The organism is Mesorhizobium sp. P3_A8 (assembly GCF_056402995.1).
Genome location: NZ_JBFUGI010000002.1, coordinates 407,342 through 419,549, shown reverse-complemented (window position 1 = coordinate 419,549; position 12,208 = coordinate 407,342). Strand labels below are relative to the sequence as shown.

13 protein-coding genes are annotated in these 12,208 nt (G+C 59.2%); 1 reads left to right on the top strand and 12 read right to left on the bottom strand.

Annotation, left to right across the window (positions count from 1 at the left end):
* Positions 1-127 precede the first annotated feature (127 nt).
* The 3 genes from AC1DX4_RS06220 to AC1DX4_RS06210 all read right to left on the bottom strand — a co-directional run bounded on the left by AC1DX4_RS06220 (position 128) and on the right by AC1DX4_RS06210 (position 1,082).
* Positions 128-292 (bottom strand): hypothetical protein, encoded by a 165-nt coding sequence (locus AC1DX4_RS06220; protein WP_477219484.1) that lies wholly within the window; start codon positions 290-292, stop codon positions 128-130.
* Between the two features lie 57 nt (positions 293-349).
* Positions 350-697: an ArsR/SmtB family transcription factor gene (locus AC1DX4_RS06215; RefSeq protein WP_477219483.1), complete on the bottom strand. Its 348-nt coding sequence runs from the start codon at positions 695-697 to the stop codon at positions 350-352.
* Between the two features lie 142 nt (positions 698-839).
* A complete protein-coding gene (locus AC1DX4_RS06210; RefSeq protein WP_477219482.1) occupies positions 840-1,082 on the bottom strand; it encodes a hypothetical protein in 243 nt (80 codons plus the stop codon).
* A 597-nt stretch (positions 1,083-1,679) separates the two neighbouring features.
* On the opposite strand from AC1DX4_RS06210, the gene AC1DX4_RS06205 reads away from it, so the two are divergent.
* Positions 1,680-2,042 (top strand): hypothetical protein, encoded by a 363-nt coding sequence (locus AC1DX4_RS06205; protein ID WP_477219481.1) that lies wholly within the window; start codon positions 1,680-1,682, stop codon positions 2,040-2,042.
* A gap of 139 nt (positions 2,043-2,181) precedes the next feature.
* Here the strand turns inward: AC1DX4_RS06205 and AC1DX4_RS06200 are convergent, their stop codons facing one another.
* The 9 genes from AC1DX4_RS06200 to AC1DX4_RS06160 all read right to left on the bottom strand — a co-directional run bounded on the left by AC1DX4_RS06200 (position 2,182) and on the right by AC1DX4_RS06160 (position 12,137).
* The gene (locus AC1DX4_RS06200; protein ID WP_477219480.1) at positions 2,182-4,917 is read right to left on the bottom strand and encodes a phage tail length tape measure family protein; all 2,736 of its coding nucleotides are present in this window, start codon (positions 4,915-4,917) and stop codon (positions 2,182-2,184) included.
* Between the two features lie 243 nt (positions 4,918-5,160).
* Positions 5,161-6,531 carry an AAA family ATPase gene (locus tag AC1DX4_RS06195; protein ID WP_477219479.1) on the bottom strand — a complete coding sequence of 457 codons (1,371 nt, stop codon included), beginning with the start codon at positions 6,529-6,531 and terminating at the stop codon, positions 5,161-5,163.
* 278 nt (positions 6,532-6,809) lie between these two features.
* Positions 6,810-7,016, bottom strand: coding sequence for a helix-turn-helix transcriptional regulator (locus AC1DX4_RS06190; RefSeq protein WP_477219478.1), 207 nt, complete (start codon positions 7,014-7,016; stop codon positions 6,810-6,812).
* A 127-nt stretch (positions 7,017-7,143) separates the two neighbouring features.
* Positions 7,144-8,343 (bottom strand): tyrosine-type recombinase/integrase, encoded by a 1,200-nt coding sequence (locus tag AC1DX4_RS06185; RefSeq protein WP_477219477.1) that lies wholly within the window; start codon positions 8,341-8,343, stop codon positions 7,144-7,146.
* Positions 8,344-8,506: 163 nt separating this feature from the next.
* Entirely contained in the window at positions 8,507-10,480 is a 1,974-nt protein-coding gene (locus tag AC1DX4_RS06180) for an acetyl/propionyl/methylcrotonyl-CoA carboxylase subunit alpha (protein ID WP_477219476.1), read from the bottom strand.
* Between the two features lie 49 nt (positions 10,481-10,529).
* Positions 10,530-10,901: a hypothetical protein gene (locus AC1DX4_RS06175; RefSeq protein WP_477219475.1), complete on the bottom strand. Its 372-nt coding sequence runs from the start codon at positions 10,899-10,901 to the stop codon at positions 10,530-10,532.
* 39 nt (positions 10,902-10,940) lie between these two features.
* Positions 10,941-11,258: a hypothetical protein gene (locus AC1DX4_RS06170; RefSeq protein WP_477219474.1), complete on the bottom strand. Its 318-nt coding sequence runs from the start codon at positions 11,256-11,258 to the stop codon at positions 10,941-10,943.
* Positions 11,259-11,351: 93 nt separating this feature from the next.
* Entirely contained in the window at positions 11,352-11,729 is a 378-nt protein-coding gene (locus AC1DX4_RS06165) for a hypothetical protein (RefSeq protein ID WP_477219473.1), read from the bottom strand.
* A gap of 36 nt (positions 11,730-11,765) precedes the next feature.
* Positions 11,766-12,137 (bottom strand): hypothetical protein, encoded by a 372-nt coding sequence (locus AC1DX4_RS06160; RefSeq protein WP_477219472.1) that lies wholly within the window; start codon positions 12,135-12,137, stop codon positions 11,766-11,768.
* Positions 12,138-12,208 lie beyond the last annotated feature (71 nt).

Genomic DNA, 12,208 nt, shown 5'->3' with positions numbered 1-12,208 from the left:
TCCTGCGAATGCGCTTCTCGCTTTTTCTTTTTGGCTGGGCTGCATTTTGCTGTTGGGATTTTGCGACCAACGAGGGCCGATTCATCATTGGCCTTGGTGCGCGGGTTGCTAGGCTGATCCACCTCTTCTAGCGTTTCTTCGGCTTCGGCGTGATCGTCTCGATCCGCACCTTGTCGCCGATCTCCTTGGCCATACCGAACGCCTTCTGCTTGTCCTTCGTGGTCAAGACCGTACGCCAGCTGGGCTTCTCCAACACGCTCACGACGTAGGTGGTGGCTGGCTTGTCGGTCATGCCATTTCCCTCGGAATGACGATCCACGGCAAGGTTTCGAGTTGCATTTGAACCAGCCTAGTTTGAGCGCTGCCTTACTGTAATCAAATGCGCCCGCTTTTCGGGAGTGCCTTCGCCATACACCTTATCCAATATGGACAGCAGTTCGCGCGCCGCCTTCGAGTTGCAGGAATAATAGATCATTTGGCTATCCCGCCGGGTCTCGACCAGACCGAGCCGGCGCAGCTTGGCTAGGTGCTGCGACACGGACGATTGGCTTATCATCAGTTTTTCTATGATGGCGTTGACATGCATTTCGCCGGCATTGGCCAAATGGGTCATGATCAATAGTCGCGGAGGACTTGCTAGCCCTGCCAGAAACTTGGCCGCATGCTCGGCGTTGGCTACCAGCTTTTTCGAGACCATCGAACCCCCGCGAGAAGATACAATTGTATAAGATCGCGGGCTAAACAAGCGAATGCTAAAAATGGTTCCGTGCGGCGATCGCTAACAAACCCGCTACGGTTTGCCTGCCATAAGGCGGGCTTCCCGCACCACCGATGACCAGCTAGCCAGCCGTAGGCGGTCTAACCGGTCCGGTAGTGTTCCACTGGATGAACGGGACTTCGTCCCCGGTCACTTCCCGCACGGCTTTCAACAGCACCTCATGCAGGACGCGCGTCTGCCTGTAGTGGTCGCAGAACGGCGATATGAACGGCTTCACGATGCTGAGGTGTAGCGCTTCCGCTGCCACCAGAAAGCGCTCGATTTCAGCCTGCGATAACTGCTTTGAAGGTTTCGATCTTGCCATTGCGATCTCCATCGAAATCGCCCCACCCAAGGAATATAATCCTACGATTACAGACGCCCTGTAAAGCGACACCGAGCTTGTCCACAGAAGAACGAAAGGAGAACAAAAACCTTGTGGGAAAAGCCAGCCACAGCGGGCGCTGAATTCGGATTGCCTGTACATTACAGGCACTGGCTGAAGTTTGCGGCGTCTCTGACAAAGACAAGTGCCGCAAACTCCGCGTGCCAGTATGTATGGCGCTACGCCCGCGCGCCGGAGGCGGTTACCGCCGTCTCCGGTTCGGGTGGAACCAAAATGGTGCAAAGTGGCATTCTTCGCAACTCGCAAATTCAACCGTTACGCTAGTTGTCCACCGTCTATTGATCGGCGGCAGCGCCTTGACAGCCTGACTGGCTCATCTACCTTTTCGGTGTGCCTTGAGAGAACCGGCGCCGGGCACCTCTAAATACGCCGCATGATAACCGACGATGGGGGAGCCCTTACGTCGTAGACAACGAGCAGCACGGCTGCCCAAGCACAACTCCTAATACCAACAATCCGGCTTCCACGCCCTATACGGCGGCGTTGCGGCCTCAAAAATGTCATTTGGAGAACGTCATGCGCACACAGAACGGCTACTGGTGGGCAATCAGCATCCAGCAGCAGGATGGGCGGCCCGAGATCATTGACGTAAATGGCGATATAGCCACCCGTGTCAGTGACTCCTGGCACTACAATATCATCGAATTTGATCTGCTCCAGCTCGTCGATACAAGCCATTGGCCGAAGGACGGTTCTGTCGATCGAAAGACCGTTTATGAGGGCTACTGGTGGGCTTTCGATCCAACGGAGGAGGTGCACACGATCGTCTTGGTCGGAGAACACCACGCCGTACAAGACTTCGATGGCGACATTGCTCGCAGCCTTGAGGATTTCGACTTTCGAATGCCGATCGACACCAGCGGTTGGCCGAAAGAATAGGGCCGAGACGAAGTCCCGCCGGTGCCAGTACATCCGTGGTCACCGACGGGCCAAGGCACGCCCCGACAATCTCTAGAACGGCCAGGACAGCGCAAGAACGACACCTGCCGAGACCATGAATGCGAGCCGGGCAGCCATCTTATCGACCATTGACGGACCTCAGAGCGTCGCGAATGCCGGCAGCGGTTGCCGCGCGAACAGCAGCTTGGCTTTCCCTGGTTGGCGGTGCATTGCCGTTCCAGTTGTGGGTCTGGTTGATGACGATTGGCCGTTGTCCGCCACCGCCAGACGACGAACCGCTACGCTGGTCGCTAATCTGGTCGTTGTCGGCAATGATCACCTTTTCAGATGGCCGCTTGAAGAATTCGACCTTCTGGGTGTCTCGGGAATCGCCGCCAATCATACCGCCTGGTGCGAAGCCATATACGGCGCGGCGCGCAATCTGCTCGGGTGTGGCGGCGAGACCATCCGCTCCATAGCCGATGGGTTGGACGCCGCCGATCATTGCATAGTTCGACCTAGCGGTCGCCAGCGCCCTCCGATAAGCCGCCTTAAGCGGGTCTTCGGTTGTTGAACCTGCGGACGAGGAGCCACCGCCGCCGCTACCATAGCCGCCGATAGAGCCGCTAGTCTTTAGATCATCGAGCGCCTGCGCGGTCTTGCGCGTGTTCGCCTCAATGTTCATCTGGACCGTCCACATGCGATTTTCGTCTGTGGTAGCCTCACGTCCCGTAAATGCCGATTGCGGATTGGCCAAAGCCATCGATTGTGCGTTCGGGATGACCGTCCCAGCGCCCGAAGGAACGACTAGCTCAGGTCCCCTCTCACCCACCCAATAGGGCGACTGAGCCGAGATTGGTCCGCCGGCTGCTCGCTGCGGGTATGCGGCGTTCACCTGCGCCAAACGAGCCGGGTCTTGGTAGGTAGTTGGCTGGACGTAACCCCATGAGTTGGTCGACGTGTTGAAGATCGGCGTAGATGAGATTTGGCGATCGGAGGAATAGCGGGTAACGCCGACACCACTGGTGCCACTACCATCTTGTTTAGGCACATCGTAGGTCGACTGCGTGCCTGTACCGACCTGGCGAGTTACAACGGTGATGGTGACTGTGCGATTCTGGATCGCCTGGATAGCGCTGTTAAGTTGCGCGGCTTTACCAATATCAGAATCCATCTGCATCCTGGCGCGAACCAGGCTGTCAATGAAAGCGTTGACCTTCTCGACACCGAGTCCGCCATCAATAAGCGTCTGACGCAGTAAGTCGACACCGGATGCCACATCGCTAGCCGTGGCCCTACCGGTGCTCATCGCATCGAAGAGTCTGTTGACGATCCCTACGGTGTTGCCGAGCGCCGCATTGGCGCCATCGATGTTGCGAACGTCGCCGAAGAAGGCCTGGATATTCTCCTTGCCACCGGCCGTAACTATGGCTTCCTTCAGTGTTTCCGCTTCTGCCGTGGTGTCGCGGAATTGCTTGCTGAGATCCAGCATGCTCTGCGCCTGCTCGCGCCGCATCTTCCGGATGGCCTGGTCCGCCTGTTCGAATTGGCCGACGACGCCTTGGATGGAGCCACCAAGCGACCGCGTGACGCCGAAACCATCCGACCCACCGCTATCTATCGTGCCGAACAGCTTGGCGATCGTGGCGTCGGCAGTGCTGGCGTTCCCCTTGACGTCCTTGAAGCCGGCCGCGACTTCAGCGAGCGTCTTTGTGGCCTTCTGATTGTCAACGGCGATTCCCTTCGCCTCCAGGTCAGCCGGGATCGTTGCTGCTACCTTGGCCGCCTGCGCTGCGGTATCCTGCAGACCCTTAGCGAACTCGCGTGCGTTCTTCGAAAGCGTCGGGTCGAGGCGGATCTTGCCTAGCTCGCTTTGCAAATCAACCGCATCGATGGCGCCTGATTTCAGTTCCTTTGAAAGTTCGGCGAATCTCGCAAGCCCCGCCTTGCCTATCCTTGAAAAATCGCCGTCACCGGTATTAAGCAGATCCAGCTGCCGGCGGGTATCGTTCATAAGGGAGTCGAGCGTCTTCCGTGCGTCGGCAACGTTGTCTGCAGTGTCGGCAGCAATCACAGACTTCGGCATCTGCGACGCCTGGTCCTCGTACTTCTTCGCCGCTGCAGCTGCCTCTGGATAAGCCTTGGCAATCTCATCGATGAGCGCCTTGTGACCCTTCAGCACTTCGTCTGCGGACTTGATGTCATTGCGAGTTGCCAGGGCATAGGCAGCCATAGCTCCGCCCGCTAGCGTGGCAGCGGTCAAGACACCGCCTAGTGGCGTCGTGACGAAGTTTAGTATCGCTGTGCCAACCACCTTGAGCGAACCAATCGCCCCCATTGGACCGCTTTCCAGCGCATCGAAAATCTGACCGGCCTGGCTGGCGAAAATCTGCATCGGCGGAGCGCCGAGTGCGAACATGGTGATAACGTCGTTGCCCTGCCTGGACAGGTTGAGCATCTGGTTGGACGTCAGACGGGCGGCCGTGCCCACCGTACCCAAGGAAGCGGCAGCGCCAAGATGCTTCGCGCGCGCAAGGTCCATAACCCGGTTGATTTCAGCCTGGTCAACGCCAAGCTTCCGGGCTGCGGCGTCAGCCGTGAGCAGGGCACGTTCCATCTGCTGCGTGGCCGCAAAGGCTGGATCAACGCTGGCTTTGAAACGGTCCCAAGCTTTGGCAGTGGAAGAGATTCCGCCAGCAGTGCCAATCATCACTGTCGATTGTTTTTCCATTGCGACGGTGGCTGCGTTCGCCTGATCAATGGTCTTATCGTAGGCAGCCTGCGCTGCCTTCATCGCGCGTACATAGGCGGCCGAGCCCTGCTCGGCCTGCCGGCTGTCGATGATCAACTCTGTAACCACAGTTTCGTTGGTCATCAGTTCAGGGCTTTCTGCTCACGAGCGGGCTAAACACTGCCGTTGCATGCTGTGCTTTCATCGTGTGTTCTCCTCGTTTCTTAGAAATCGTCGGTTCGTTCTTTTTTCGCGCGCCCTAGCGCGCGCATTTCGTCTGCACACACCTCCGTACCCTACTGGTACGGGGTGGTGCGTCGGTGCGTTGTCCTTGAAAGCGCTAACTATTTTTTTGATGGTGCGCTGGGGTGCGCCTAGTGCGCCTTCTCACGATTTTGCAACTTTAAGGTAGTCAACGGAGCGCCTTGCAATCGCGTCTCTACGGCTCTCTTTCTCCAAAATTCCAACGAGGATCATGGCGTCGAGCAGGCCTTGGATATCCTTCTTTCGCGCGGCGTTTTGTTTGTCGGCTGTATCGATGCCGAGTACATATCCAACCTCATGCCCCGCCCAATCCTTCGATTGCGGATCGTACCGGCAATCGCGATTGGCGATGCCAATCAGTATCGACTGCAATTCTCCCTCGGCAAGATCGGCCACTTTGGCGGTTGCGACTTCAAGCGGGTCGGCGTCTGGCGGATACCAGCGCTTAACAGCTGGCGCATGCTCCTGCGGCAGAAGTGGACCGCGCCCATTGCCCAGCGGCACGCTTTCGACGTGATACCAGCCACCAGAGCCGACTTTTGACAGGTTGCCCTTATCGATTGACGCACTGAAGTATTCGCGGCGGTCGGCAGACTTCACGCCCCACTTGCCAGCCTGTTCATCCGACATTGGATTCACGACGCGGACAATGCGGGCTTTGTCCTTGAGTGCGCCGCCCCCACGGCCCGAGTTCGCGGTAACTGGACCCTCCGACTTGACGACGTGATGGGCTAGGTCGATGGAGCAATTCAGCTTGTCGGCAATCATGACCCACAAGCTAGCGACTCGTTGAATGGCGCCGTTGTCGTTTTCGTTGATCTCATGGGTGGAGACGAATGGATCGAGGATAAGCGCGTCAGGCTTGAACTCGGCCGCAACCTCCACAATCCCAGAGATAACCGGTTCGTTGAATTTGAGGCCTGTCCGTTTGTCCTCTCGCGCTACGACGAAGGTTGAGTCCCGGCCATTCGAGATCAGGAGACGATCGCCGATGTCATCGTTTGTGATGCGATGTAGCGCGGCTGCCGTCTCGAATTGCCGAATTACCAGATCGCGGGGATCCTCTGTATTGACGTACCAAACCCGCATTTTCTGCCGGTGACCGACACCTAGAATGTCGCGGCCGGTAGCCATGTCCAACGCCTCCGCAGTTAGCAGCGACGTCTTACCTCCACCGCCGGGCGAGAACAGCGCTGAAACATACTTTCGCACTCGGACGCGGCCATACACCCATTCCAATTGAGGAAGGCTAGCGGTACCCGACAGCTTAAGTATTTCAGCCTTTGGACGCTCTGATGGTGCCGTGTTGTCATTCGCTGGCCGCAGTTCCTCGAACCCGAACGGGCGAATTCTACCGCCTGCGTCGAAGCGAACAGATGCTCCTGCGACGTGGACCGCCGTGACGGTTCCGGCACCGTACTTGTCGTGCTCGACGCGATCGTCGACTCTATAGGGACAGGGCTGCGCCGCAGTCTTAGGATTGGTGCTGGACAAGGGCGACTGCCTCCGCTGCGATTTGGTCTGCAATAGCGATCGGGAAGGTTACGACAGCGCCGCCGTGGTGCTGCGGGCCGTATACGCGCCAGCCAGCGCGCGCTTGGACGAGCTTCAGGTCGTAAAGTCTGATGCCATCATCCATCTGGACGTCGAAGCGTGCGCGCACGGCTCCGCCGCCCGGTGGTTCCGGCCGAAGTGATAAGATTTGCAATTGGTGGTTCCCTGATGGAGTGGCCGCGGTTGGATCCGCGGTGGGTTTTTGATGAGGGCAGGGGTTAGGCCGCTGCCCTCGCTGCGATGCGCGCGTCGATCCATGCGTCAACCTCGGACCGCACATAGGCAACCCGCCGCTCGCCAAGCTTGACTGCCTTTGGGAATTGGCCCGCATCAGCCATCAAGCTCAAGAGTGGTCGCGAAAGGCTTGTTGCCAGAGCCGCTTCCTTGGGTGCCATCAAACGTGGTGTATTGTCGTTCGCGTTCATTCCTGAATCCCCATTGAAATCTTGCGCGCAGTCGCACGAAAGCCCCGCGTCAACAGACGCGTATCAAATGCTTGATTAATGTGAGGGGTTAGGGTCGCCGTTAATTTAGGCGAGATATGCCAAGGGCTCACTTATAGGCTTTTTCGCCTATCATGTCAATATGGTCAGGGGCGTTGTTTACACAGTACTTGCCCCAGTCGTCCATTAAGATGCGTCTTTTTTGCAATGCATCAGAGCGGCGGTAGGCCTGCTCCACCGCATTCCCAACGGCGTGCGCCAAAGCAGCCTCGGCGATCTCCCTTGGATGTTCCGTGCAATCCCCGCACCAGTCGCGGAACGTAGATCGAAGGCCGTGGAGCGTTGCGTACTTATCTGGCGACGCAGCCCGCATGGCCTTAACAACCACCATCTCCGAGATCCGAGTGTCAGCCTTTCGGCTTGCGAAGACGAACTGATTTGTGGCGACTTGTTTCTGTATCTGCAGGACCGTCACGGCGGGATCACTTAAGGGGATGACATGGTCGCGTTTCGCCTTCATCCGTGCTTTGGGGATAGTCCATGTCCGTTCGGCGAAATCGATTTCATCCCAAACGGCGCCTCGCGCCTCGCCTGCTCGAACAGCGGTTAGCGTAATAAGCTCCACCACGCGCGCCTGAGCAGTGCTGGCTTCTCGTAGGGCCTTCATCAAGGCTGGTATACTTTTGTATGGCAGCGCAGCGTGATGCTTTCCGGATGAGGCTGGCGGTGGGAGTACCTTGTCTAGAAGCCCTGTCCATCGGGCGGGATTGCCTGCTGTGCGCCAACCATGGGCAGTCGCGTAGTCGAACACGCTCTCTATGCGACCGCGCACACGACTCGCTGTCTCGGACTGTGTGGCCCACATGGGAAGCAAACACTCCTTGACGTCACCTAGGACGATGCTCGCCACAGGCATGTCATGCAGAAATTTCGCATGTTCCCTGAGGCTGAATTCCCATTCGCCAGCGGTCTTGCCCCCTGTCCATCCGGAGCGCTTCGCATCAATTAATGCATTGGCCACTTCTAGGAAGGACTTCGGCTTGACGCGCGCTACCCTTGGATTCTCTCCTCGCGCAAGTTGCTGCCGTACAGCTTCTGCCTTCTCGCGCGCCAGGCCAAGGCTCACAGGCGCTGTGCCTTGGCCGTAGCCGCCGAGTCCCATTTCGACTCGCTCAGAACCGCGGCGGTAAATAAAAACCCAATTCCTTGATCCTGATTTTTGGACACGGATCCAGAGGCCGTCTCCGTCACCGTGCAACCCAGCGGGCAGACCCTTGATCTTACTCTCGGAGAGCTTGTTACGAGCCATTTTGCGTTCCCCCCTGCGCAACGGTTATCATAACCGCATTGCGAACAATACGGCCATTATCGCCATAAAAGGGAGAATTTTACCGTATTTTCCATAAAAACGGCCGTTTGGCCGGGTTCGTCCCGGCCATTTTTCTTTGTGACCCAGGATGTACTTCCGGCTGTCAGCCAGTTGCGGCAGTCGAAGCTTCTTCCTCGACGAACCGCACCAGCACCGTCCCGTCGGTGACCTGTGCACCTTCAATGGCGATTTCGGCAATCACCCCGTCATGCGGGGCGGCGATCGTGTGTTCCATCTTCATCGCCTCGAGGATCAGCAGCGGTTGTCCCTTGATCACCGCATCACCCTTTGCCACGCGCACCAGCTTGACCAGGCCGGGCATCGGTGCGCGCAGGCTGCCGGAAGCGGCCGCCGCGTCATCGCTCCTGGCCAATGGGTCGGGCACCGCGAATGTATAGCCGACGGCACCTTCGAACACCGTGATGTGGCCTGGCCAGCGGGCGAGGCGAGCAGCGGCGCGAAAATCATGTGCATTGGCGCTGTCATAGGGCGCATCGAGCGCCACCTGAAAGCGCCCGTCCGGCCGCACCGACACCTTTGCCGCGATGTCGTCGTCGCCGAACTTCAATCGTATGCGTCGCGCCACGCCATGGAAATGCGCGTAGCCGGGGAGCGAAGACCATGGATCATTCGGTGATGACAAGGTTTCGGCACCGGAGGCGGCAAGGGCGGCCGCCGCGATGATTTCGCCGGTCGGCGGCGCGACCACGGTCAGCGCCTCATGGTGTCTGCCGATCAAGCCGGTGTCGACGTCGCCAGCGCAGAAGTCGGGATCGGCGGCAAGGGCGGCAAGAAAGGCGGTGTTGACGGTGGAACCGGCAATTTCGGTCTGCGACAGCGCCGCGCCGAGAGCTTCCAGCGCCGCTTGCCTGTCCTTTGCATGGACCACCAGCTTGGCGATCATCGGATCGTAAAAGGGCGAGATGGCATCGCCGGCCCGCACGCCGGTCTCGATGCGCAGCGCCGCCGCGTCGGGCTCGGGAAACTTCAGATGATGCAGTGTGCCTGTTGCAGGCAGGAACCCTTTTGCCGCGTCCTCCGCATAGATGCGCGCCTCGAAGGCATGGCCGGCAAGCGTGATCTCGCTTTGCGTCTTCGGCAGCTTTTCGCCAGACGCAACCCGCAACTGCCACTCGACCAGATCGGTGCCGGTGACCATTTCCGTGACCGGATGCTCGACCTGCAGGCGGGTGTTCATTTCCATGAACCAGAATCGGTCGGCCTTGAGGCCTTGCGAGGCATCGACGATGAACTCGATGGTGCCGGCGCCGGAATAATTGATCGCCTTGGCGGCCTTCACGGCGGCTTCCGTCATTGCCTTGCGCAAAGCCGGCGTCATTCCGGGGGCGGGGGCTTCCTCGATCACCTTCTGGTGGCGGCGTTGTGCCGAGCAGTCACGCTCAAAGAGATGCACGGCGTTGCCAAAGTTGTCGCCGAACACCTGCACTTCGATATGCCGCGGCTTGTCGACATATTTTTCGACCAGCACGCGGTCGTCGCCGAAAGCGGCTTTTGCTTCGCGCCGGGCGCTGGACAGCGCCTCGGAGAAATCATCGGGATGCTCGACGCGGCGCATGCCCTTGCCGCCGCCGCCGGCGCGCGCCTTGATCAGTACGGGATAGCCGATCTCGCGTGCCTTGGACGCCAGCAGGACGATCTCCTGAGCCTCGCCATGATAGCCCGGCACCACCGGCACCCCGGCCTTCTCCATCAGCCGCTTGGCGGCGTCCTTCAGCCCCATGGCACGGATCGAGGCCGCCGACGGGCCGATGAAGGTGAGCCCCGCCGCCACCACCTGGTCGACGAAATCAGGATTCTCCGACAGGAAGCCGTAACCGGGATGGATGGCCTGCGCCCCCGTCGAAAGCGCCGCCGCGACGATCTTGTCGCCGCGCAGATAACTTTCGCCGACAGGCGAGGGGCCGATATGCACAGCCTCGTCGGCCATCTCGACATGCAGCGATTTCGCGTCGGCATCCGAATAGACGGCGACGGTGTGCACGCCGAGCTTACGGGCCGTGCGGATGACACGGCAGGCGATCTCGCCCCGATTGGCGATCAGGATCTTGCTAAACATGGAGCCTCCCGGGTCTTGTCACGGGCGGCGCCATTGGGCAGGCGCCGGCTTACTTCGAAGCGGCGATCTCGCAGGCGCCGCCGTTCGTCACCTTGTAGTGCGCACGCGTGGCCGCGCAGGATTTCATCGCCAACACTTCCGCCACCTTTTGCGACGGCGCATTCAGCTGCGCACCGCATAGGATGTACAATGAAACCACCCTTGAATATGGGGTGGTGGCATAAGCGGAATGGCCACTGGCCGCAACATAGGCCTTGTACGCCTTGGCGCATGGGGACTTCGAGACGCCCAAATTCGGGGGAAAACGCTTGTCCCCCTCGCTGCCCGCCAGCGACGCGGCCATGCCGAAGCCGGACGAGGCGATCATCAACAACCCGGCCAGTATCGCCATGGCTGTTCGCCTGGAATTCGTGGATTTCATTTTGTCTCTCCCAAAGCGAAAAACCGCGCGCCTTCCAGCCTATTTGGAGGCGGCGAGACTGCAGGCGCCGGCGACGGTGACCTTGTATTTGCTCTTGCTGGCCTGACAGGATTTCAGCGCCAGTTCCTCGGCCGCCTTCTGTGACGGTGCATTCAGCTTCACGCCGCAAATGAAATACTCGCTCGCCGGAACGATTGGCGTTGCCGCGAAGGCCGAATGGCCGGCGGCTGCGACATACGCTGCATAGATCTTGCCGCAGCCTCCGGTGGTCCCCACGGGAATGTTTATTGGGTAACGCACGTCGCCCTTGCTTCCCGCCAGCGATCCAGCCATGGCGGCGCTGGAGGTCGCCACCATCAGCAAGCCTGCGACTATCGAGGTAGCTGCTCGTTTGCAGGTTCCGGATTTCATTCTGTTCACCCCATTCGGAAAAAAGTCTCGGCTGGTTGCCTACTTCGATGCCGAGATCGCGCAGCCGCCGCTTGCGGTCTTGACCTTCCACCGCGTCAGGCCGGCCTGGCAGCCGCGCAACGCCATTTCTTCCGCCGCCTTCTGAGACGGCGCGTTGAGCTTCGTCCCGCAGATGATGTAGAGGTCGACAACGCGCGAATAAAAGGTCGTGGCGTAGGCCGAATGACCGCTCGCCGCGATATAGGCCTTGTAGGCAACGTTGCATTCGCTCTTCGGACCGGAGCCCAGGGTCGGCGGGAACCGCACGTCTCCCTTGCTGCCAGCAAGCGAGCCCGCTGTCGCGGCACCGGCTGTCATGGCCACAAGCAGTCCGGCCAACATCGACACGGCTGTCCGTTTGATGGTCGCGGATTTCATTCTGTTTCCCCCAGGAAGAAGCTTGCGGTCCGAAACCTATTTTGATGCGGCGATGGCACAGGCCCCGGCTGTGGAAACTTTCCACTTTTTCCGGCCCGATTCGCAGGACTTCATTGCCTTGTCCTCCGCCGCCTGCTGCGAGGGTGCATTCAAGGAGATACCGCAGATTGAGAATTCCGTTCCCCAGGTGAACGGCGTCATTGCGTAGGCGGAATGGCCGCGCGCGGCGACGTATTCGCGGTAATGCTTGCTGCAACCTCCTGTCGAACCCGGTGTGATATAGACAGGAAAGCGAGTATGCCCTTTGCTCCCTGCGAGCGACTCTGCCTGGCTGGCGCCAGCTGTTGTGAATATAAGCAATCCTGCAAGTAGCGAAGCAGCCGTCCCCCGGCAATATTTCAGTTCCATTCCTGCCCTGTCCCCATTGCACTGCAAGAGCTAAGCAGTAGCGAATATTTTTCGCCGCCGCCAGTTCGTTG

Excerpts from the sequence above, each read along its gene's own strand:
- AC1DX4_RS06205 (WP_477219481.1), top strand. The coding sequence starts at position 1,680 with ATGCGCACACAGAACGGCTACTGGTGGGCAATCAGCATCCAGCAGCAG.
- AC1DX4_RS06185 (WP_477219477.1), bottom strand. The coding sequence starts at position 8,343 with ATGGCTCGTAACAAGCTCTCCGAGAGTAAGATCAAGGGTCTGCCCGCT.
- AC1DX4_RS06160 (WP_477219472.1), bottom strand. The coding sequence starts at position 12,137 with ATGGAACTGAAATATTGCCGGGGGACGGCTGCTTCGCTACTTGCAGGA.
- AC1DX4_RS06170 (WP_477219474.1), bottom strand. The coding sequence starts at position 11,258 with ATGGTGGCGACCTCCAGCGCCGCCATGGCTGGATCGCTGGCGGGAAGC.
- AC1DX4_RS06180 (WP_477219476.1), bottom strand. The coding sequence starts at position 10,480 with ATGTTTAGCAAGATCCTGATCGCCAATCGGGGCGAGATCGCCTGCCGT.
- AC1DX4_RS06200 (WP_477219480.1), bottom strand. The coding sequence starts at position 4,917 with ATGACCAACGAAACTGTGGTTACAGAGTTGATCATCGACAGCCGGCAG.
- AC1DX4_RS06165 (WP_477219473.1), bottom strand. The coding sequence starts at position 11,729 with ATGAAATCCGCGACCATCAAACGGACAGCCGTGTCGATGTTGGCCGGA.
- AC1DX4_RS06190 (WP_477219478.1), bottom strand. The coding sequence starts at position 7,016 with ATGAACGCGAACGACAATACACCACGTTTGATGGCACCCAAGGAAGCG.
- AC1DX4_RS06175 (WP_477219475.1), bottom strand. The coding sequence starts at position 10,901 with ATGAAATCCACGAATTCCAGGCGAACAGCCATGGCGATACTGGCCGGG.
- AC1DX4_RS06210 (WP_477219482.1), bottom strand. The coding sequence starts at position 1,082 with ATGGCAAGATCGAAACCTTCAAAGCAGTTATCGCAGGCTGAAATCGAG.
- AC1DX4_RS06215 (WP_477219483.1), bottom strand. The coding sequence starts at position 697 with ATGGTCTCGAAAAAGCTGGTAGCCAACGCCGAGCATGCGGCCAAGTTT.
- AC1DX4_RS06220 (WP_477219484.1), bottom strand. The coding sequence starts at position 292 with ATGACCGACAAGCCAGCCACCACCTACGTCGTGAGCGTGTTGGAGAAG.